The sequence below is a fragment of the Segatella copri genome (genome assembly GCF_009495355.1).
Lineage (GTDB): Bacteria > Bacteroidota > Bacteroidia > Bacteroidales > Bacteroidaceae > Prevotella.
The window spans coordinates 118,079-141,052 of sequence record NZ_VZAD01000013.1 but is presented as its reverse complement, the minus strand read 5'-3'; the positions used below and the strand labels follow the sequence as shown (position 1 = coordinate 141,052).

Here is a 22,974-nt window from a genome sequence, read left to right as displayed (position 1 = left end):
ATTTGTATCGTATTAAAGTAACTACTTATGGCTATAGGGGGCTGAGTTGTTACCTTTGCTAAACTTCTTCCTAAAATTTATATATCGCCTGCAAACCTATGTTTCTGCCAGGTTTGTAGCATCTTGTAATCTCCTCTACCTCTTTGGTTCGTCCATCGCTGTAGGTCACGTCGGCAAACTGCTTGTAGTAAACTTTTTCTGCCAGCAGGTCTCTGATGTTGAGTTTCAGTTCCAGGTGGCAGCCAAACTTCTTGGCAAACGAGAGGTCGATGGTGTTGCGAGGCATCTCGTAGCTGTGGGGCACTCGTGCATTGGAGTCATCGCCAGAGCTTCCTTCGCTTCTTCCCACACCGATGATTCGTTTTCCGATGCGGTTGTAGAGCAGGGCAATGTCCATCTTGAGTGGCTCGTTCTTATAGAAGAGTCCGGTGTTGATGAGGTAGGGCGACTGTCCCTGCATGGGTCTGTTCTCCTCTTTGGCTCCTTTCTCAAACTGCACCTTGCTCTTGATCAGGGCTCCATTGAACGACCAGCTGAAGTTGCGAAGACCGATGAAGTCGAGACTCTTGCGGATATCCAACTCTATTCCGTAGTTGCTGGCACTCTTGGCGTTCTTGTATGAATAGATGAGGTCGGTACCGCCAGCCACGGTGTAGGTCCATTCTACGGGCGAGTCGAAGTGCTTGTAGAAGACAGCCAGTGAGATGAGTTCGCCTCTTGATGGATACCATTCGTAGCGCAAGTCGAGATTGTCGACATAGCAGTTCTTCAACTCTGTATTTCCCTGCACGTTGCTTGCCAGGTCGAAGTCGTAGTAAACTGATGATGAAACCTCGCGGAACTCAGGTCGGTTGATGCTGCGGCCATACGACAGACGAATCTGATGCTGGTCGTTCAACTTGTAGGTGGTATTGAGTGAAGGGAAGAAGTCGCTGGTTCTGTAGTGGCGGCTTGTCTCGCTTTTCTCGTAGTCGCGGGTATTGGAGATCAGCTCCATGTCGTTGTGCTCAAAGCGGACACCAGCGTGGATGCCAAACTGCCCAAAGGGGAGAGACAAGGTAAGGTATCCTGCGCCTAATGTGTTGTGTCCGCGATAGTTGTTGCGCATCTGCTTCTGCTCAAGCAAGTACAGTTTGTCGTAGCCCATATTCTCCTCATTGGAAAGAAGGGTAGGAATGTCGCTGTGGCGGAAGTCGGATGGCATATTATTGTCAGAAACATTCCAGTTGTAGATAAAATTGCGAGTCTGGTACTGGCGGCTTCGATACTCTCCATAGGCACCCACCTGCAAGTCTGGCTCAAAGTTGCCAAACTTGAAGTGGTGCTTGTCGTTGATGCCAAGAGAGAGAATGTGCTCGTCGAGTTGTGTCCACTCGCGAGATATGTCGTTTCCGGTGCTCAGAGCGTATACGCCCGATTCGAGAGCATCGTCGATGAGATATCTACGACGGTCAGGCAAATGACGGTTGGCATACGCATACCCGATACTCCAGTCAAGGGCATCGCTGGTGAAGGTGTGCTTGCCGGTAAGCTGACCGTTATATGTAGTTCGACTGCGGTAGTAATACTCAGCACTTCGCTCCAGGTTCGACTGTGCGCTCACACCGTCACGCCAGGTATATCGGCTTGTAGCCAACTGGTTGAAGATGTTCTTGAGCTGGTACTTGTGGTTGCCGTTCTTGGAGAGGAGGGTGAAGTTGAGCATGGCTCCGAGTCTGACATTATTATTATATTGGTCGTCGACAGAATGACGCAGATAGTTGGGCTTGTCGTTAGCAGCATCGTAGATACCAAAGAGGTTGTTCTCCATCTTCTCGTAGGTGCGATATTCATTGGTGTAGTTCAGTGCGGCAAGCATGCCGAGTGTTCTGCCTCCCAACATCCATCGGTGGTTCAGGCTGGCTGCCAACTTCAGGTCGCCCAGGGGCTTCTTGCTCTTTACCATCCATTCGTTGTTCAGGTGGTTGCCCAAGAGGGATGTGGCATAGTTGTCTATCGGGCTGCCGTTGGCTTCGAGCTGAGGAGCCAAGGAGGCATTGATACCTCCGTGAATGCTCCGCATCCCGTTGTCGAAAGCCAGGAAGTCGGTTGCCGAACCTTTAGAATAAGCAAAGTCCTGGAAGGCTGAAGCTGTGTTCCAGTTTCCACCTACAGATAAAGAAAAACTGTTTTCTGCCGGAATCTCTTTGGTGTTGACGATGATAAAACCGCCCGAATAGTCGGCAGGATATTCTGCGGTTGGGCTTTTCACGATAGTAAGATTGTCAATTTGTGAACTTGGGATGATGTCGAAGGAGAATGCCCTTGAGTCGGCCTCCGAACTGGGCACCGCTCCTCCGTTGACCCAAACATTGTTGTAACGCTGAGACAGTCCACGTACCATGACGAACTTGTCGTCGATGAGGCTCACGCCTGGCACACGGCGTATCACCTCACCCGCATTGGTGTCTTGCGTACGACTTATTTCTTGTGCTGAAACATTGCTCACGATGACGGGACTGCTTTTGGCTACCTGTATCATTGCCGCATCCGTATTACGCCTTTCCACTGCGGTAACGGTAACGCCTTTCAGTTGCTGTTCATCAGGCTGCAAAGCAATCGTCAGGTTTGCATCCTTCATCTGAACCCCGTCAATTTTTAGAGTTTTATACCCTACATATTTAATATATAATGTATAAGTACCATCTTTCAATCCTTTGAACGAAAAGTTTCCGTTCACGTCGGTTACTGCTTTCACATCGGTTCCTTCGATGCTGATAACGGCTCCGATGAGTGTCTCTTTCGAGTTTTTGTCGATAACGACTCCCTTGAGTTGTTGCGCCCACGACTGCAAGCTTACAGCCGAAAGCAATCCCAAAGCAATGATTCCCCTTTTTAGTTTCATACCTTTTTCTTTTTTCTTGTTACATCTTCTTTTGTCTGAGAGGACTGCTTGTTTCAGCTCCCTCTCTCTTTGTCGGGATTTGGGTTATGATAACCCTCTTCTTTTCGGATGCAAAGATACGATGGTATTGTTACAGGGTGGTTGCGATGAGATTGAAAGGTATTGACGAAAATGAGACAAAGATGTTACAAAAAAGGAGCACTCACAAGGAGTGCCCCCTACCTAATCTAAATCATCAATAAAAGTGAAATGTCGGTAGTATTCTTCTTATACCCATTGCGGCAGGAAGCTCGAGATGATGAGCACCACGATGCCGAGGATGAGCACGGCAATAGTCTTGGGTGAACAGCCCTTCCATTCCTTCAGGATGATTCCCCATACGTTGGAGAATACAACGTTGAGTGCCATGAGGATGCAGAAGGAAAGTGTCATGAGGGTAGGTGACTCGTTGAGGAAGCCCTTGCCCAATGACAGTCCGAAGAACTGACTGTACCACAGGGCACCTGCCAAAGCACAGAACAGGATATTGTTGTTCCATACCTCGCGCTTCAGATAATCACCCCAAGTGTGGTTCTTGGAGTTCTGATAGAAGCAATAGATGGCATTGGTGATGAATCCACCCACTGTTACCAGGAAGGTAGCGGGAAGCGTCTTGTACATATCGGGAGTGAATGTTCCGAAGTGTATGTCGCTGCCAAAGGCCAGACCTACGTTGAAACATCCGCTCATGAAACCTGCCAGCAACGCTATGGTCAAGCCCTTGGGGAAGTTGAAATCCTTGACTGCAGCCTTCTTCTCTTCTTCTGAGAGCGATGAGGCCTTCATGCTTCCTGCCACTCCGATGATGGCGATACCCAACAAGGTGACCACCACTCCGAGGATAACGCTGAAGGTAAGCGAAGACAAGGCATCCATCTCGGGTAAGAAGATGTTGAGCAACACAGGTCCCATGATGGTTCCCAAGCCTGCACATGTACCTAAGGCAATGCTCTGTCCTAATGCCACTCCCAAGTAGCGCATGGAGAGTCCGAAGGTAAGGCCTCCCACTCCCCAGAGCATACCGAAGAGCATGGTCATCATCACCTCGAAGCCATAGCCGTCGAAGAGCTCGAAGAACGAATGGCCGGTTGGCACGGCAAGCATGGCACCTATGAAAGGAAGGATAAGCCATGCAAAGACGCCCTGTACAATCCAGTAAGATTCCCAGCTCCAGTCCTTTATCTTATTGATTGGAACATAGCAGCTCGACTGGCAGAAGGCGCCCACTGCTATGATTAAAAGTCCTATTAATATTTCCATATTGTTAATAGTTTGGTTTTTAGGTTACTGAACTTTAGTATATAAAGAAGTTAAAGAAGTTAAAGGAGTTAAGGAAGTTAAGGAGTTAAGACGTATGTCTTGTTGCTTAAAAACTACGTGCAAAGACTGTTGTCTTAACTCCTTTAACTTCTTTAACTCCTGAACATACAAATGTTCAATATCTTAGTTTCTCTTAGCGAGTACTTCTGCCTCGTATTTCTCGATGTCGGCAATGTATTCCTCGCCTACAGGGATATTGTTCTTCAGGTTGAAGTAGTCGTATACAGCACCGAAAGGCAATGTTTTCTCTTCCTCCAAGAGAGCCAAGCGCTGGAAGAGCTTGCCCTCGTCCTCATACTTGCGGAGAGTATCGAGAGGCTCAAGGAATGCCTGCAGCAAAGACTTCTGGGCAGCACGTACGCCGATGATATAAGCTCCGATACGATTGATGGAACCATCGAAATAGTCGAGACCGATGTGTGCACGATCGAGCGCATTGGCACGAACCAACTCTGAGAAGAGGTTGCGGGTGTTGTCGTCGAAGAGAGTCACGTGGTCTGAATCCCAGTGCATAGGACGAGATACGTGGAGCATCAACTCAGGAACGAAGAGAAGGAGTGCAGAAACGGCATCCGAAACATTCTCTGTAGGCTCATAGTGACCTGTATCGAGGGTGTACATCACATTGTTCTTGGCGCAATAGCCTGCGTAGAAGTCGTGAGAACCTACGGTGTAAGCCTCCAGTCCGATACCGAAGAGTTTAGCTTCGAGGCATGACTTCATATTTGGCAACTCCTCTGCCAGGATTTCATCGAGCGAGTTCTTCAGAATCTCACGATAGCGGCCTTTCTCTACGGTGATGTCCTTGCTGCCATCGTGTACCCAGATGTTCATGATACATGGATCGTTCTGGAACTTACCCATAGCATCGGCAATGCGGCGGCAACGCTTGGTGTGCTCTATCCAGAACTCGCGGATAGCAGGATCGGGATTTGACAAAGAGAGACTTTCACTCTTAGGGTGAGAGAAAGAAGTAGAGTTGAAGTCGAGCTTCATGTTCTGCTCCTTAGCCCACTGCATCCAGCCTGTAAACTGATCTACGGTTACCTCGTTGCGGTCAATCTGCTTGCCACCGAACTCACCGTAAATCTCATGCAGGTTAAGACGGAAGGTACCAGCCAGAAGAGAGTTTACCTTCTCGATGTCCTGACGCAGCTCGTCGATATTGCGAGCCTTGCCGGGATAGTTGCCAGTACTCTGTATGCCACCCGATGCAGCTTCGCCACGTTCAAAACCTACTACATCATCAGCCTGCCAGCAGTGCAGGGAGATAGGAGTCTTCTCTAATGTGGCAATAGCCTTGTCTGTATCCACACCAAGAGCCGCATAGCGCTCCTTGGCAATCTCGTAATTCTTTAAAATCAAATCTGCTTTCATTGTTTTTAAGTTTTTTCTTATTGTTGTTATTATTTTTTGAATTTTAGCAAGTTCAGAAGTTTTTACTTTTTTACCTTTTTACCCTTTTACCTTTAAAAACTTCTCGTATGCCGCATCCCATGCCTCCTTGTCCTGAGGCTCAAATTGCTGCAACTCGATAGAGTTGGCGATGATCTGTCGCATTTCCCATATATCCTTCACATCGCCCGATGCCTTTGCCTGCAACATGATATTGCCTATGGCTGTTCCTTCCTGAGGACCTGCCAATATGCTGACACCACAACTGTTGGCGGTGAACTGGTTGAGATGTTTGTTGAGCGAGCCTCCACCTATTATATGAAGAACATTGAGGTCGATGTCGGCAAACTCCTTCAGCCAGCCAAATACCTGACGATAACGGAGAGCCAGACTCTCGAAGATACAACGGCAGAACTCGCCATTCGTTTGTGGCACATGCTGTCCGGTCTTTTCGCAATATTGTTGGATGACCTCTGTCATGCTCGAAGGATTGGCGAAGCAGTCATCGTCGGGGTTGATGATGCTCTGGAAGGCTGGTTGCTTCATCGCTTCTGCTATCAGTTCGCCATGTCCCAAGGCTGTCATGTCTTTCTGATGGGCTGCAGCCTCGTCTTTCCATTCCTTGCGGCAACGCTCGTAAATCCACATGCCGCAGATATTCTTGAGGAATCGGGTAGTGCCCTCTATTCCTCCCTCGTTGGTGAAGTTGAGTTCGTAGCTCTTCTCGTTGATGATGGCGTTCTTGGTCTCAATGCCCATCAGGCTCCATGTGCCAGAGCTCAGGTAGGCAAACTCCTCGTTCTTGGCAGGCACGGCAGCTACTGCACTGGCTGTGTCATGTCCTGCCACGGCAATAACGGGCACAGCCTTCAGACCAGTCATCTGCTGAACCTCTTCGGTCAGGGTGCCTATGATGGTTGCAGGATGGGTCATCTTTCCAAACTGCTCTCTCTTCAGTCCAAGGCTTTCTACGAGATCGTTGTCGAGGTCGCCTGTCATAGGGTTGAGAATCTGCGAGGTGGAAGCCACGGTGTATTCACAGATGGCATTGCCTGTAAGCATATAGCTCAGCGCGTCGGGGATGAAGAGTATCTTGTCGGCATTCTCGAGCGCCACGTTGCCAGCCTTGCGCATGGCATAAAGCTGGAAAAGCGAGTTGAAGTTCATAAACTGTATACCCGTCTTCTCGTATACCTTTTCCTTGCTTATCTTCTCGTCGAAGTATTTCTCCATCATGCCCACGGTGTGTGGGTCGCGGTAAGCCAGTGGGTTGCGCAGGATAGCTCCATCCTTGGCTACGTACACGAAGTCGCATCCCCAGGTGTCAATACCGATGCTCTGTATGTTGATGCCGCGTTGCGCCACCAGTTTCAGACCTTTGATGATTTCCTGATACAGGGCATAGATGTCCCAGTAGAAGTGTCCGCCTGTCTGTATCAGGTTGTTGTCGAAGCGTGTCAGTTCTTCGAGACAGAACTTACCTTCCGACAAAGAACCGATGATGGTTCGTCCGCTGGTAGCACCGAGGTCTACCGCAAAATAGTATTTTTTGTTGTTCATTCGATTAGGTCGTTAGATTTCCTATGTTGTTTACGGTTGCAAAGATAGTACTAAAAGAAGCTGCCGACCACGATTATTTGATTTTTCATCCTTATTTTTTGACCCGGTGATTTTTCTGTCGTCAGGAAGGCTACGTGAAACAGTAACAGATAGAAGAAAACACCTGCTGTTTCGGACAAAAGTAAAAGTAAGTAAACGATTTCATATAAATATAATAAGGAAAAGAACAGATATTGCGTTTCTTTTCGTAACTTTGCACCCGTTTGGCAAAAATACGATCCAATACAAACAAATATAAAAAATATCTAACACAAACAATTAAAAATGACAACATTAACAATTTCGATTATCGTCGTCTTTGTGCTTGGCTATGCTCTCATAGCCACAGAGAGCCTGACGAAGGTAAACAAGGCTGCGATAGCCTTGCTCATGCTCGTGGGGTGCTGGACACTCTACATGGTTGACCCTATGCAGTATCTTCAGATGATGCACCCTGACTATACATGTGGTGCTGCAGGAATGGTAGAAAAGGTAACGGGTATTATCCAGGAACACCTGGGCGATACAGCAACGACCCTCTTCTTCCTGATGGGAGCCATGACAATCGTAGAGATAGTAGACCAGAATGGCGGATTCAACTGGGTTCGCAAGGTGATGAAGACAAAGTCGAAGCGTGCTCTGCTGTGGCGCATAGCCTTCCTTACCTTCTTCCTTTCTGCCATCCTCGACAACCTGACTACCAGTATCGTGATGATTATGATTCTGCGTAAGCTCGTTACCGACCACAAGGACCGTATGGTATATGCCTCGCTTGTCATCATTGCAGCCAACTCGGGTGGCGCTTTCTCGCCCATCGGCGACGTTACCACCATCATGCTTTGGAACAAGGGACTGATAACCGCAGCTGGTGTGATCGCCGAGATCTTCATCCCATCTGTGGTTTCCATGGTTCTTCCTGCCTTGATTCTTCAGACCATGTTGAAGGGCGAACTCGTGATGCCTGAGGTTTCTGCCCAGCAGAATGCTTCTGTAAGCGACTTCACAGAAGGTCAGCGCAAGGCTGTGTTCTGGTTGGGTGTTGGCGGTTTGATCTTCGTTCCTATCTTCAAGAGCATTACCCACCTGCCTCCATTCGTAGGCATCCTCTTGGTATTGGGTGTGCTGTGGACTGCTACCGAGGTGTTCTATCGCAGTTTGCATCGCGGACAGGATGCTGAGGGTACACAGAAGCGAGTAACCAAGTTGCTCTCTCGTGTGGATATGAGCACCATTCTCTTCTTCCTCGGTATCTTGATGGCTGTGTCTTGTCTGGCAGAAATCGGCGTACTGACAGCTTTAGGTCAGGGACTGAATGTTGCCTTCGACGGCAATCACTACCTCGTAACAGGTATCATTGGTGTGCTTTCAAGTATTGTGGACAATGTGCCTTTGGTAGCAGGCTGTATGGGTATGTATCCTGTGGCTGCTGTAGGCGATATGGCTGTTGACGGAATCTTCTGGCAGTTGTTGGCTTACTGTGCTGGTGTCGGTGGTTCTATGCTGATTATCGGTAGTGCTGCTGGTGTGGTTGTCATGGGCTTGGAGAAGATCACCTTCGGCTGGTACATGAAGCACATTTCCTGGATCGCCTTCGTAGGCTATTTGGCTGGTATCGTGTGCTACTGGTTGATCCGCACATTCCTCTATGCAGTGTAAGCTGACTCTTTTGAGTCGATGAAATAAAAAGAAGGCAACTTGTCGTAGTGACAGGTTGCCTTTTTTCTTTGCTTTCTCCTTTTCATCTCCTGCGTTTGCGAATACGCTTTTTCTGGTTCGCAGGTGCTGTTGTCTTACTGACGTTTCGCATGTTTGGAAGTTATAGGAGTTATCTCATTTTGTTGCGGAACTCAGAGGGCTTGAGACCGGTCTGGTTCTTAAACTTCGATGAGAAATAGTCGGGCGACTCGAAGTTGAGTCTGTAGGCTATTTCCTTGATACTCTCATCGGTGGTGGAGAGCAGTTCCTTGGCTCTTTGCAGTCGTAGGTCTTGCTGATACATGGCAGGAGCGATGCCTGTAAACTCCTTGAAGAGTTTGCGGAACGATGAGTAGCTTACCCCCAGGTCTTCGGCTATCTTCTGTATGGTGAGGTCGCTCTCCAAGGATTCGCGTATGCGCAGTCGGGCCTTGTTGATCATATCCACATGGGCTGTGTTCTTGTTCAGGATGATGTTGCGTTCCAGAGAGTACATCATGCCGATGAGGTGGTTGACGATTCCTGCCAATGTTTGCTGTGAGTAGGCGGCCTCCTCTTGTGCTATGCGGTAAGCCTCCTTGTAGAGGCTTAGTATGTCGTTGCTGAACCCAACATGGTAAATAGGTTTCTCGGGTGAAAGGAATCCTGCCTTCACTCTGTCGTCGATGTTCTTGCCTTTGAAGCCTATCCAATAGCTGTGCCATCCCTTCTCAGGATAGGGGTGGTAAGTGTGCCATTCGCCAGGAAAGAGCAGGAATATGTCACCGGCCTTGATAGGTGTCTCTGCGATATGTGCCGACTGGAACACGCCTTCTCCCTCGGGTTGGTAGAGCAACTGGTATTCATCGAGCTCGCGTCCCTTCTTCAGGTCGAAGTAATAGCCGTCGGCATGTCCTTTTGTGGGATAGGATTCTCCCGGCTCGATCATCTCGTACCCTATGGTGCTCACGGTGAGTCCCCATTCTTTGTCACGTTCGTTGGCCAATAGATATTTGCTTGTCTGCATGTCTGTAATAAACTTGTTCTGGCTGCAAAAATACAGAATTTGCAGCAGAAAAGAGCATGATGAAAGTTTTTTTATGCTTTTATGTGCATAAAAAGTACTGTCGTCCGCACCTCCTCAGCTGTTTTTTCCTTCCATGTAGCCCGTTGCGTAAAGGTGTCCTTCCTCTATGATGTAAGGGGGTGAAGAATGGAATAAGTTGCGATAACTCCGCCCTAACTATAAAAAATAGGTTATACCTTATTATATATAGGTGATGAGTAGAGTCTAAAGTATGTGTATAATGGGCTGGGAGGAATGCAAGGGATACTGATTACGATTACAGTTCGATTTTCCGCTGTTTCACCTTCGTTATTTAGAACATGAATCAGCCCTGTGATGCAGGGTAGGAGGAAAGATGCATTTTAATGTCGTTTTTCATGACTGATACAGCCTCTATGAGATAGGGGATGAAGATAGATGAAAACGTTGAAAATTGCCCTAATCCCAAAAAATAGTATGAATTTTGGGATTATAATCCTAAAACTTAGTATGTTTTTCCTCGAGACAACCAAGCAAATTAAAAGAGATTTTTAATAATGGTATAGAGTACCTGTTTTTATGTGCTAACTTATCAACGACCTTGGTGGCAAGATGGAGCAGAACCAGTTGTAGGAAAAGTTGAATGATAAGATGAGACGGGATGAAGAATTGGAGAGGATGAAATGATAGATAGGTGTGAAATTGGAATTTTTGGTAAAATTCAACTGAAAGTTAACAAAAAGCTTGGTAATGTGGAAATAAAAGCATATTTTTGCAGATTAAATAAGTACATAACATTAAAAATAAGAAGATTATGGCAATAGAAATTAAAACAATACCTGTCCTTCATGGTGAGGCAGCAGCTCGTTTCGTTGAAGCGGCTGATGAGGCATTGGAAAAGCGAGGCTCCATTGACTTCTCCAAGCAAGTAGCCAAGGCACGTGCTATATTAAAACGTTGTTATGTTTTTAGATAAGGGGTACAATGTATATGGAACTTCCGTACATAGGAAAGTTCGGTGTGTAAAAAATTGGGAGACAAAGACTTTCTATCAAGCCTTTATCTCCCTTTTCGCTATTCAGCTAACTTATAAATGAACCTGCTTTACAGAGGATATTCCTCGAAAGCATAGAGTACAGTGCTTAGATATCGCTCGCCTGTATCGGGGAGCAGCGCCACAATCTTCTTGCCCTTGTTCTCAGGACGCTTCGCAATCTCGGTGGCAGCAAAGGCTGCAGCACCAGAAGAGATTCCCACCAGGATGCCTTCGGTCTGAGCCAAGTCGCGGCCAGCCTTGATGGCATCATCGTTCTGTACGTCGAACACTTCGTCGATATATTCCGAAGAATAGGTCTTTGGCACGAAGCCGGCACCGATGCCCTGAATCTTGTGAGGACCACTCTGCTTACCATTGAGAACTGCCGATGTGGCTGGCTCTACGGCGATGACCTTCACGTCAGGATTCTGCTCCTTCAGGTATTTGGCAATACCCGATATGGTGCCGCCTGTTCCTACACCTGCCACGAAGATGTCTACCTTGCCATCGGTGTCTTCCCAAATCTCAGGACCTGTAGTGGCGTAATGCTTGGCTGGATTGGCAGGATTGACAAACTGTCCTAAGATGACAGCGCCAGGGATGGAGTCGCGGAGTTCCTCGGCTGCCTTGATGGCACCTGTCATTCCGTCTTTACCACTGGTCAGTCTTACCTCTGCACCATAAGCCTTTACCAGGTTGCGTCGCTCAATACTCATCGTCTCGGGCATGGTGAGGATGAGGTGGTAACCCTTCACGGCAGATACCAATGCCAGTCCTACACCTGTATTGCCACTGGTAGGTTCGATGATGGTAGCTCCCGGTTTCAATATGCCTTTCTTCTCGGCATCCTCTATCATGGCGAGGGCTACGCGGTCTTTTACGCTGCCGCCAGGATTGAAGAATTCTACCTTAGCAATCACAGGAGTCTCCAAACCCTTGGATGCTGAATACTTACCCAATTCTACTAATGGGGTCTTACCGATTAAATCAGTAATCTGCTTATATATCTTTGCCATTTTTGTTTTTTTTGAAGTTAAAGAAGTTAAGACTAATGCTTTGTAATGTTTACTTTACGTAAGTGAATGCCTCGTCGAGTGCCTCGATCAGGTCGTCGATGTTCTCGATACCGATGCTCAATCGAACAGTAGAAGGATAGATGTGCTGCTCCTCCAACTCCTCTGGACTCAACTGAGAGTGGGTGGTGGTGGCTGGGTGGATAACCAGTGACTTCACGTCGGCTACGTTGGCCAGCAAAGAGAAGATGCGCAGGTGGTCGATGAACTCCCATGCCTCTTTCTCGCCGCCCTTGATATCGAAGGTGAAGATAGAACCACCGCCGTTAGGGAAGAGCTTCTTGTAGAGCTCGTGGTCGGGATGAGAAGGGACGGCTGGGTGATTGACCTTGGCTACCTTTGGATTGTTCTCCAAGTACTCCACTACCTTCAATGCATTCTGTACGTGACGCTCTACACGGAGGCTCAATGTCTCCAAGCCCTGAAGAAGAATCCAGGCATTGAATGGAGAGATGGTGGCACCGGTGTCACGAAGGATGACCGCACGGATTCGGGTTACGAAGGCTGCTGCTCCGGCTACATCTGCGAAGACTGCACCGTGATAAGATGGGTCTGGCTTGGCGAGGGTAGGGAACTTGTCTGCATTCGCCTTCCAGTCGAACTTACCGCCATCTACGATGACGCCACCGAGAGAAGAACCGTGACCGCCGATGAACTTAGTGGCAGAGTGAACCACGATGTCAGCACCATGCTCGATAGGACGGATGAGATATGGAGTGCCGAAGGTGTTGTCGATAATCAATGGGATGTTGTGGCGATGAGCAATCTCAGCCAACTTATCGATATCGGTTACATCTGAGTTAGGATTTCCGAAGGTCTCGGCATAGAGAGCCTTGGTGTTGTCCTGGATGGCTGCCTCTACCTGCTCGAAGTTGCGAGGATCTACGATGGAGTAGCTGACACCCTGTGTGGTCAATGTATGAGTGATGAGGTTATAAGTACCACCGTAGATATTGTCGGCTGCTACGATGTGGTCGCCATTCTGAAGGATGTTCTGCAGAGCGTAGGTAACAGCGGCAGCACCAGAAGCGACAGCCAGACCTGCCACACCACCCTCAAGGGCAGCCACACGGTCTTCGAATACACCCTGAGTAGAGTTGGTCAATCGACCATAGATATTTCCTGCGTCACGGAGTCCGAATCGATCGGCAGCGTGCTGAGAGTTGCGGAACACGTAACTTGTAGTCTGATAGATTGGCACCGCACGAGCGTCGGTAGCTGGATCTGGATTTTCCTGACCTACGTGCAACTGAAGTGTCTCAAAGCGAAGTTTCTTTTCTGTACTCATGATCTATGTCCTTTCTTTAAATTGTTTATTATTTCTGATTGACGATGCAAAGGTACGGCGAAAAAACGAGTTATAAAATCGCATAATAGTGGCATTCTTACTACCACGTTTGTGGTATATGACAGTTTTTACCCTCTTTTTCTCCCTTTATACCTTATTATATATAGGGAATGGGGAGATTTGCTTTCTGTCTTTTTTATGTATAAATGACGAGGTTGGCAGTAAAAAGTAAGCGAAAGATAGTAATTGATAGATAAAACGTAAGGAAAGGGGAGTTATCGTAAACGTTTTCGTAATTAATTGCGAAAAAATGATATGCAAAAAGAAAACGTTTTGATTTTTTTACTAATTTTGCCCCTGTGAAAGAAGATATACGTTTAAAACGTTCATCTGGGAAAAGGTAATTCGCAAGAACAAAAAATATACTCAAAATAATCCACTAAAACTGTAAGTAAAATGAAAAGTTTAATTCTATCTCGATTATGGATGCTGATTAGTATCATCATCCTCACCACAGGACAGGCTTGGGCTCTAACGACAGGGTCGACAACAACGCAGAGGGTTTTTACCTCTATCGAGCAAATACGTGATGTTGCTCAGTCAAATAATCAGAAACATCAAGATGTGGTCATACAGTTTGATGCAACAAATCCTGCTATCGTAGTGGCTGTGATGAAACATGCAGACCCAGACATCAAAGATGAAAAATTCATCAACTCATTTTTTATTGTCGATAATAGTAAATATGGCTTATGGGTTTCACCTTATAATATAGATAAGGGATTCTCGTTGCCTTCTGATTTGGCTGTTGGTAGCAAAATCACAGGTTCGATCATAGGTGACTATAATGAGGGTGAGAGCGGAATGGTGTATTTCGGTGCCATACATAAAACGAAGGATATCGATGGGACTACTTACAAGACTTCTCTTACTGTATACCATTCGGGCGAGGCAAGCGCAGATGGAACAAAGCCGGCTGTTTATCCTGTTACTGAAGTCAAAGATGTGAATACAATTGCAAATACAAATCCTGCCGATGGAAATCCGGCAACAGCTTCGTATGGTAAGTATTTGAATACAATTATCAAAGTACCAGGAACCATTAAGAAGGCAAGTAATAAGGACAATAATACGGAGTTTTATTTGGTACAGGATGAAAAGACTGGTACAAGTGAAGATGATATGAGTAATCGTATTTACTTCAATAGTTCACAGTTGGATGGCATCAATCTTAATGACTATGTAGGAACCAGCGGAACCTTCGAGGGCATTTTGGTGAAGCGAAATCAAAGTGAGTCTAAACTCATTGTACTGAAAGGCGATTTCTTTAAGGTAAACAAGATTTATCTTGATGAGAATGATGCTGAGGGTCGTGTTGAATACTTGGTGCAACAGGGTGCTCTTCAAGATAAGGTGGATGTGTATGTGCATCGCACAAATTTGGTCAACAAGGTTGGTGCGTGGAATACAATCTGTCTGCCTTTCGATTTGACTAAAGAAGATTTTAAGACAGCTTTCGGCTGCGAGCTTACTGCTCTTGCCAAACCTACGACAACAAGTAGTGAAACTGCTCAGCAATTGGTTGGACAGATAAATAACGGTGTGCTTGCCTTTACTAAACTGACAGACCTAACTATTAAGGCTGGCGTGCCTTATCTGATGCAGGCATCGGGTACACAGACAGCTTGTTTAAAGACCATTCCAGGTGCAGAGAACATGGAGCCTGAAGCTCTTATGGGGGAAGAGTCAACTTATTATGCCCATATCGGAGAAAAACTTATTTCCGTGGTGCCTCCTTATGAGGTGAAGGCTTCGTATAACGACAAAATTGTGAACGGCGAATTCTATTATCGTGGACTGTATGGTCGCAAGAAATATATAGATGGTAGCACATCGACTCCTATTTCCGACGGCGGCAGCCAGAAGTATCAGTACATCAGCACAGCTGCTGGCAACTATCTGAAATATCTGCCAGATGGTTCCACTCTTCAGTTCAACGGCATGCGTGCTTATTTCTATTTCCCCAACTGGAATGCGGCGAACAACAACGCGGCACAGGCTGCAAGCAAGAACAATAACACCAACGCCAAGATTCATGTAGCAGTGATGGCAGCTTCGACAACAGGCATCAGCAACATTTCGGCAGAGGAAGCTTCTAAGCAAGCCGAGGTTTACAACCTGAGCGGACAGCGTGTGGATGCTTCTTACAAGGGCATCGTGGTGCGCAACGGCAGAAAATATCTCCGTAAGTAAGAGTGTGCCGAGAATGCACATGAAGGGAAAATGATGTAAAAATAATAGTAAAAGGAGAAAAGAAAATGAAAAAGATATACAACAAGCCAACTATGATATTGGTGAAGATGGAAACAGAACATTTCATAGCCGCATCGCCTGGAAAAGTAGACCAGAACCAAATCGTCCACGAAGGAACTGGCACTAATGTGGGTGGAACTTCATCAGAAGGAGGAAATGAAAACAACGGCAACGGCAGTGTTGCCGATATGGCAAAACCCTACAACCCCTGGACTGCATGGGATGAATAGAAGAGGGAATACCCCCTAAAACGAAGCCGGCTTCTATGGCAATCGTAAGTACTTTAAATCAACAACGAAAGTACTTGCGTTGCCACATGAAGCCGGCTTCGTTTTTTCTGCATGTTTTCTTTCATCAGACTTCATATATTGGGGCATAATTGTTGCCTTAAAAATACTTATTTCTTTATACTATTCTCAAAGAAAATTGTTATATTTGCAGGCAAAAACATAAAATCTGAATAACTTATGGCATCTATTATTTCTATTGTACCCATTGTGTTGCTCTTCGTCTTGATGCTCGGCTTCAAGATGGCAGGACATAAGAGCGCCTTGTTGACACTCGTAGTAACTGTATTGCTGGCTCTTTTCGCCGCCTCTCCACTGGGGATGATAGCCCCGGAACATGCGGGGGACAGCATCCTCGCCCTGACGGGATGGGCTGTGGTGGAAGGTCTGCTGAAGGCGGTGTTCCCGATCCTCATCATCATCCTGATGGCTATCTATAGCTATAATATATTGGTGGAAAGCAAGCAGATTGAGGTTATCAAGAAACAATTCACTTCGATTACAGACGATAAGGGATTGCTCGTGCTGCTGCTCGTCTGGGGATTCGGCGGATTGCTCGAAGGCATGGCTGGCTTCGGTACGGCGGTGGCGATTCCTGCCGCCATCCTCATCGGACTGGGATTCAAACCCATGTTCTCGGCTCTGGTGTCCTTGGTCGGCAACACGGTGGCAACGGGATTTGGTGCCGTCGGTGTGCCTGTCACCACGCTCTGCAATGAGGTGGCGGAAAGCGGCTCGGCATCGGTGGCGCAGATTTGCGAAACATCGGCATTCGCCATCATACAGTTGTCTCCGCTCTTCATCATCCTGCCTTTCATCATCCTTACCCTTACCGACAGGCATAATCTCGTCAAGAACCTTGTCATATCCCTTTGGGTGGGAATGATTTCCGTGGCGGTGCAGTTCGTCTGCGGCTATTATCTCGGTTCGGAGACTCCTGCCATCATCGGCTCTATCGCCGCCATCGTTGCCATTATCGTTTATGCCAAGGTGTTTGCGAGAAAGAGCAAGGTGCAGAAACAGGAGACCTTCACTTTCTCCGAGAGCTTCAAGGCGTGGAGCGTTTACCTCTTTATATTGGTGTTTATCTTGGTGTCGGGTGCGCTCTGTCCTCCAGTCAACGCCTTCCTGAAGACGCATTTGGTGAGTGCTGTTAATCTGCCGGTGCTGGGCAGTACCTTTAAGTTCGGTTGGATTTCGAATGCAGGGTTGATGCTCTTCCTGGGTGCTACGATCGGTGGATTGGTACAGGGGTTGAGTTTCAAGCGACTGATGGTCATCTTGGCCCGAACCACGGTGAACTTGCGCAAGACGGTGGTTACCATCTGTTCGCTGATAGCCTTGGCGAGTGTGATGAACTATTCGGGTATGATAACTTCCATCGCCTCGGGCTTGGTGGCTGTGACGGGTGATTTCTATCCATTGGTAGCTCCGATGATTGGTGCCATCGGTACCTTCGTAACGGGTTCTGATACTTCATCCAATATTCTCTTCGCCAAGCTCCAGGCGCATGTTGCCAACCAGCTCGGCATGACGGGCACTGATACTTTCTTCGGGGTGGAGGGAAGTCAAAGCAACTGGCTTGTTGCCGCCAATACCACAGGTGCCACGGGTGGAAAGATGATCAGTCCGCAGAGCATCGCCATCGCCACTGCCTCATGCGACATGGAGGGTAAGGACGGCGAGATCCTCCGTTCCGCTATCCCATACGCCGTGTTGTATATCGTACTGGGTGGACTTATGGTTTACTTAGGATGCTGATCTCTTGCCCGTAAATATTTTTTTTTGAAAGAAAAGTATCAAAGTATCATTCTTGACTTTGAAACTTTTTGTAATACATTGATAGATAGACATATATAATAAATGAGACTTTTCGGATTTTGTTCCGAAAAGTCTCATAAAAGTATCATGGAAGTCTCATTTTAGGCTGCTTTATCTTTTCTTTACCAGATATTTCATTCCATCGGCGAAACGCTTGTGGTTCAGTTGCGTCATGTTAGCCAATTTTCGTCCGAATCCCATCAAGCTGTTTACTTTCAGCGACGAACCTATCTGCTTTTTCAGAAAGTCGAAAATCTCGGCGGCCGTCATGTACTCACCTTCCTTCTCGTCGTCGGCAGGTTCGAAGTAGAGACGGAAATACTGGTCTATCGGCTGAACCACCTCAAACTGGCAGTTGCTCTGCATGATGAGCTTCACCTGCTCGGCGTCGAAATAACACTTCTCGCCATTGCCCAACGCCACAAGCGCCTGGGCGAAAAGCTGCTGGTGGTTGGGGCGGACACTCACGTCGATGGGCCCCGTCAACTCGATGCCGATGAAACGGCGGTTGCCGGATGGGTCGGTGAGGATATCGTTCATGTTGCTCGTGGCGATGAAGGAGGCGAGGCGTGGAAACTCCATGACGTGACTTCCGTACGGCGGCTTGTATTTCAGCGTAGGTAACTGGATAAGATTCTTCAGAAAACCCTGTTGCACCTGTGGTGAAATCTGGTTGAACTCGTCAAGATTGATGAGCATGAACTGTGCCATCGCCTGGTACACCTGTCGTTTCTCCGAGAGAATCAGGTTGTCGCTGTAACCCCATTGCAGTTCGGGCGGCAAGAGGCGGCGGCAGAATGTGCTCTTGTTGAAGCCCTGTTTGGAGATGAGGAGCGGAGCCACCGAGTTGCCGTACTGGCGATGTGTGTATCCACGCCATTGGTCCACCATGCCGAGAAACCACGTGTAAAACCAGTCTGCCCAGTATGGATTGTTGGTGGGCACGGTGCGGGCCAAGGCACGGATGTGGTCCTTGCCGTCCCACTTGTTGTGGCACAGATAGAGATACTCTTCTATCGGATTGTAATTCTTGATGTAGTCCGACTCCAGAAAATTCCTCACGTCCTTGATGCTCACCCTTAGTCCAGCCAACTGTACTTCGAGCGTCATTCTTTTCATCACCCTCGGCTCCACGGGTCGGTATCCGTACCATCCTTTCTCCTTCGGCTGGTATTCCACGTATTTCATTACCGAGTTGTATCTGAAATGGTATTGGTTTCTCAACAGCAGCATCATGCTTGCTATGTCGTTTTTCTCGTCCTTGCAGTCCATGTCCTCGTTTCTGGCCTTTCCTTTCGCTTCAGGATCGGCTTGCTGGTCGGTGTCTTCCGTGCGGTAATGACAGTCTATCCTCATCGCCACCGCCTTGGCATTGTAATAAGGGTGGGCATCCAGCGTCATCATGAAACTGTTGTGCAGCGAAGGCTCGTTCGACATGGCAGAGGAAGCCTCGACGGAAGCAACCTGGGCGCCGATGGTGAGCGATGCCTTGACCACGGCTTGGTAGATGGGGTGGATCTGTTGGTAGGCGATGCGATAGAGCTGCTCCGCCTCAGGCTCGGAAGTAGGCAGCTTGTCGTTCTGGTTGGTGAATTTTACCAGCACGATGACGCTCTTTCCGTCGGCACTTTCCAGTGCGGCAAAGGTGGAGGGCAGGATGGCGACCGAACGCTTCACGCCTTCCGTGCCGTCGGGGTCGGTGATGTTGTTGAACTTGAGGAGCAGGATGCCATTACAAATCTTCATCTTCAGGTTGCTGTTCTCGTCCTTCGCAAACTCGGCGGCAGGATAGATGTGCATCCATGTAGGCATGTCCTTGTAGAAACGGTAGTCTTCGTCGATGTAGGCGGCGTAGTCTCTGAATCGGGTTACGCTCTGCTTGCTGTCGTCCTTAGCGATGCGCTCCAGTAGTTTCTCCATCGTCTTTGTGCTTACGAGGAGTTGCTTCTTATTGTCGTTGTGTACGATTGTAATCTTCATGATGTTTTTTTTGAAAGCTTGTTGGAAAAAGAAAGTATAGTGCCCAAAAGTGGGCTTCCCATTTGGGCACTTGTTGCCCACTGTGTTGGCAGTGTGTGCCCGAGGCTTGTTCAGTCGATGCCCAAGGCTTGTTCAGTCGATGCCCGTCCGTCGGTCCGTAAGGGAACATGTGGTGGGCACGGAGAAACCATGGGTGGCAGGATTCTTCATCATATACTCGTGAAGTCGATTTCCTCGGCGAAGTATTCGAAATCCACATCCTTGTAACCGAAGCGAGCGAAGAGTTGCTTGATGTATTCCTGCTGTTCGGGCACGAGTTTCTGTTGTCCCAGTTTATATCGGTAGTACTGTCCCTTGCTGCCGAGGTAGCTTCTCATCTCGGAGCGGAGCAGGGGAGCGTCCTTCAACTTCACCTCGGCAAAGAGCTTGTCGAATCCCCAGGCCATTTTCACGATACGCAGTGGGGCGAAGAACTCGCATTTTCCGTCTTTCAAGGCATTGGGGAAGATGGCATGGCCCCGCTTGGTGTCGTCGTTCTTGTAAAGCGAGGCGAGATAGTGGATACAGTTGTTTTTCATCGGACAAAGTTCGGTGAAGCAGTAGGTGATGATGCCTGGCACCTCGCCATACTCAAAAGCTTTTCTCAGCAGTTCTTTTTCGTCCATGTGTTATTGGGTATTAAGTTAATAATTGATTATCTTAATAACGTGGAAAATGGCAAAATGTTGCATCGAAAATGATATTTTTTTCCAAAAAATGCGACTTTTATGATACTTCTATGATACTTTTATGATACTTCTCATCATATTTCACGAAAAGTCTCATTGCCGGCAACTGCTAATATATCAATTAGATATAACGGTGCTGAACATCAAAAATGATACTTTGATACATTTTTATAAAAAATAAATTATACGTACGTGTGGGCACGAACCATAATTATAAAGAGAAAGAACGCATCCATTATCTATCGTGGTGAGCCGAATCTTTTCATTACACTTCTTTCCAATCGACGAGGCCTTTTCCTTTGTCGTCCAGTTCCACGGCGAGGGCGATGACTCTTCCTTTGTAAGCCTTGAAAGGCTCGGTATATTGGTTGGCTCTTATCTGCTTTTCTGCGGCATCAACACCACCTTCTACAACAATCTTGATTTCTTGCGCTGTTTAATTTTGTGGCAATGCTTCGTGTTTTTTTTATTTCGTGGGGCATGAGGAGACTATGTTTCTCCCTTTATATCCCCTTCCACAACTTTTTTCGTAACTTTTTCTGCAAAAAGTTTTGCAGTTTCAATAATATTTTTTACTTTTACATTGTCTTATCCTTACTGGAAGCTCCAACTGGGCGAAGGTGGGATGGACATATATACATAAAGGCGTAACTGTACGCTTTGGTTTTGACGCTATTAGAACTTCGCAACTTCCAAATGTCTGTCAAGAACAAAGCAACGGGGACGCCCCTTGGGATGTATCATATATACAGCCCTTATTGGCTCATAGCACTTAGCAATGAGTTGATAGGTGGTACTATATACTTACATCGGCGTGGGGCTTCCAGCGTTGTTCGTTTCGACAGACAGGGCAATGCGAAGGCCTTAATAGCGTGGAACGAGCAGCAGACTGGCTCCGCGCTTCTTTGTATATATACCTTAATAATAATCTGGCAGGTTGGGAGCCTCTGTCATTAAATAGGAAAGGCATGAGGCAGTCTGAACGTGCAAGTATAATGAGAATAGTTTCTGATTTGATAGAGGCTGATGGTATCATTGATGCAAGAGAGATTATCTTTCTTGATTCTTTGCGTGAGAAATATGGAATCAAAAAAGAAGATGAAGTGGTTGCCGCCTCCTATACTTTTGCTGCAGCTTTGAATGAACTTCTTTTGGCTGATGATAGTCTTAAACATGATTTGATTGGTGATTTCAATCAAACGGCAATGTCTGACAATTATTGTGCAAGGGAAGAGGCTTTGCTAATATTAGCTTTACGTTGCTGTTTGACTATCAATATGGGAAGTTCGGTAACTGTACTTTCCATTGATACATCTGAAATAAAATTTGAAGATACTCAAATTCTCTATGTTGAAAGTGAATTTGATAAGAAAATCAATGAGCAAATCCAAAATAGTTATCGGGAAATCTGTTCGGAGATACGATTATCGGGTTTTGATTTTGTCTATTTGCCAAAAATAGCGGAGCATTATCAAAGTATTTCTGAAACGGATTTGTATCAGATTGCAGATTTCTTATATCCTAAGGTGAGCTATGAACGACTGCAAGTTATTATTAAGCAGTTGCGTAGCTTGTCAACAGAACGTTTTTGTAAAGACCTGTTGGCTGCGAAATTGAATGTGAAAGAGTTTGGAATGGTAAATCCTTCTTTCATGATAAAGATTGGGGAATCTTTTGTGAATGATAGAATGGTGTCAAATTTCTTGCTTGTAGAAATAGAGGATGATGCTCTTGGTACTATTCGTAAGATATTGGATTTGTTGGCAGAGAACTATCATAATCTAAGACTGAATTATTTGCAAGAAGAAACTGGCCGTTTTATTTTCCGTGGTTTTTATAAGCAGATCTTTGATATTCTAATGCTTCGTAAGGGTGTGAAGAGTTCTGTTGTCATTGATACTTTTAAAGAGCAAATTTATTTTCCAGAGGCAGATGTCAAGTTGGAGAAAATCCACAGAAGGGAAAAGGCATTATATGCTTTGTTTTTGTTAGAGTCTATGAGTGGAGGTATCAACTTTAATAAGCCTGTAACTGCCAAACAACTTGAAAGATATCAAAAACGAATGGCTGCTATTATGAAGAAATATCAAATCATCTATAAGAAGTTTGGCGGTGAGGCTGATAAAGCTCCTAATATCTTGGATTATGCAACTCGTGCGCCAATGATTGCATTATTGAAAAAACAGATATTGAAATTGAATGATGTTTTGTTCCATGCAGAAGACTATATAATACAGCGTAATATGTATGGTAATTATGGAGTAAGAATCTCGGCAGATTTGATGACTTATCAGGATGGTATAGATGAGGGAATAAAACCTTTATTAGATTCTGACGAATGGCAGAAAATTTCAGCCTTGTAAGGTTGCAACCTATTTGTTAGACATTTTACTCTTGTTGACTTGCAACGTTTGCATATATAAAAGGTATAGAGAAAAATGATTAGCTTTGCACCATCAAACAGATAATAATAACAATTTAAATATTTGAGA

15 protein-coding genes are annotated in these 22,974 nt (G+C 46.5%); 6 read left to right on the top strand and 9 right to left on the bottom strand.

Annotation, left to right across the window (positions count from 1 at the left end):
• Positions 1–70: 70 nt before the first annotated feature.
• The 4 genes from F7D20_RS01415 to rhaB form a co-directional block, all read right to left on the bottom strand.
• Positions 71–2,884, bottom strand: coding sequence for a TonB-dependent receptor (locus F7D20_RS01415; protein WP_158462477.1), 2,814 nt, complete (start codon positions 2,882–2,884; stop codon positions 71–73).
• Between the two features lie 267 nt (positions 2,885–3,151).
• Positions 3,152–4,183: an L-rhamnose/proton symporter RhaT gene (locus tag F7D20_RS01410; protein ID WP_158462476.1), complete on the bottom strand. Its 1,032-nt coding sequence runs from the start codon at positions 4,181–4,183 to the stop codon at positions 3,152–3,154.
• Between the two features lie 183 nt (positions 4,184–4,366).
• Positions 4,367–5,620, bottom strand: coding sequence for an L-rhamnose isomerase (locus tag F7D20_RS01405; RefSeq protein WP_158462475.1), 1,254 nt, complete (start codon positions 5,618–5,620; stop codon positions 4,367–4,369).
• 78 nt (positions 5,621–5,698) lie between these two features.
• Positions 5,699–7,198 carry a rhamnulokinase gene (rhaB, locus tag F7D20_RS01400; protein WP_158462474.1) on the bottom strand — a complete coding sequence of 500 codons (1,500 nt, stop codon included), beginning with the start codon at positions 7,196–7,198 and terminating at the stop codon, positions 5,699–5,701.
• A gap of 324 nt (positions 7,199–7,522) precedes the next feature.
• Between rhaB and nhaD the strand changes: the two genes are divergently transcribed.
• Complete coding sequence (nhaD, locus tag F7D20_RS01395; protein ID WP_158462473.1) at positions 7,523–8,893, top strand: sodium:proton antiporter NhaD; 1,371 nt, start codon at positions 7,523–7,525, stop codon at positions 8,891–8,893.
• A 169-nt stretch (positions 8,894–9,062) separates the two neighbouring features.
• Here the strand turns inward: nhaD and F7D20_RS01390 are convergent, their stop codons facing one another.
• On the bottom strand, positions 9,063–9,938 hold the full coding sequence (locus F7D20_RS01390) for a helix-turn-helix domain-containing protein (RefSeq protein ID WP_158462472.1): 876 nt from the start codon (positions 9,936–9,938) through the stop codon (positions 9,063–9,065).
• An 832-nt stretch (positions 9,939–10,770) separates the two neighbouring features.
• Between F7D20_RS01390 and F7D20_RS12860 the strand changes: the two genes are divergently transcribed.
• On the top strand, positions 10,771–10,932 hold the full coding sequence (locus tag F7D20_RS12860; protein WP_194253464.1) for a hypothetical protein: 162 nt from the start codon (positions 10,771–10,773) through the stop codon (positions 10,930–10,932).
• 128 nt (positions 10,933–11,060) lie between these two features.
• Here F7D20_RS12860 and cysK read toward each other — a convergent pair whose 3' ends face one another.
• Positions 11,061–12,008: a cysteine synthase A gene (cysK, locus tag F7D20_RS01385; RefSeq protein ID WP_158462471.1), complete on the bottom strand. Its 948-nt coding sequence runs from the start codon at positions 12,006–12,008 to the stop codon at positions 11,061–11,063.
• A 49-nt stretch (positions 12,009–12,057) separates the two neighbouring features.
• The gene (locus F7D20_RS01380; RefSeq protein WP_158462470.1) at positions 12,058–13,353 is read right to left on the bottom strand and encodes an O-acetylhomoserine aminocarboxypropyltransferase/cysteine synthase family protein; all 1,296 of its coding nucleotides are present in this window, start codon (positions 13,351–13,353) and stop codon (positions 12,058–12,060) included.
• 456 nt (positions 13,354–13,809) lie between these two features.
• On the opposite strand from F7D20_RS01380, the gene F7D20_RS01375 reads away from it, so the two are divergent.
• From F7D20_RS01375 to F7D20_RS01365, 3 genes are all read left to right on the top strand, one after another.
• Positions 13,810–15,606: a hypothetical protein gene (locus F7D20_RS01375; RefSeq protein ID WP_158462469.1), complete on the top strand. Its 1,797-nt coding sequence runs from the start codon at positions 13,810–13,812 to the stop codon at positions 15,604–15,606.
• A gap of 65 nt (positions 15,607–15,671) precedes the next feature.
• Complete coding sequence (locus F7D20_RS01370) at positions 15,672–15,896, top strand: hypothetical protein (RefSeq protein WP_158462468.1); 225 nt, start codon at positions 15,672–15,674, stop codon at positions 15,894–15,896.
• Between the two features lie 237 nt (positions 15,897–16,133).
• Entirely contained in the window at positions 16,134–17,714 is a 1,581-nt protein-coding gene (locus tag F7D20_RS01365; protein ID WP_158462467.1) for an L-lactate permease, read from the top strand.
• 171 nt (positions 17,715–17,885) lie between these two features.
• Here the strand turns inward: F7D20_RS01365 and F7D20_RS01360 are convergent, their stop codons facing one another.
• Entirely contained in the window at positions 17,886–19,754 is a 1,869-nt protein-coding gene (locus F7D20_RS01360; RefSeq protein ID WP_158462466.1) for a VapE domain-containing protein, read from the bottom strand.
• Positions 19,755–19,963: 209 nt separating this feature from the next.
• Positions 19,964–20,419 (bottom strand): DUF6078 family protein, encoded by a 456-nt coding sequence (locus tag F7D20_RS01355; RefSeq protein ID WP_158462465.1) that lies wholly within the window; start codon positions 20,417–20,419, stop codon positions 19,964–19,966.
• Between the two features lie 935 nt (positions 20,420–21,354).
• Here F7D20_RS01355 and F7D20_RS01350 point away from each other — a divergent pair.
• A complete protein-coding gene (locus F7D20_RS01350) occupies positions 21,355–22,845 on the top strand; it encodes a hypothetical protein (RefSeq protein WP_158462464.1) in 1,491 nt (496 codons plus the stop codon).
• Positions 22,846–22,974 lie beyond the last annotated feature (129 nt).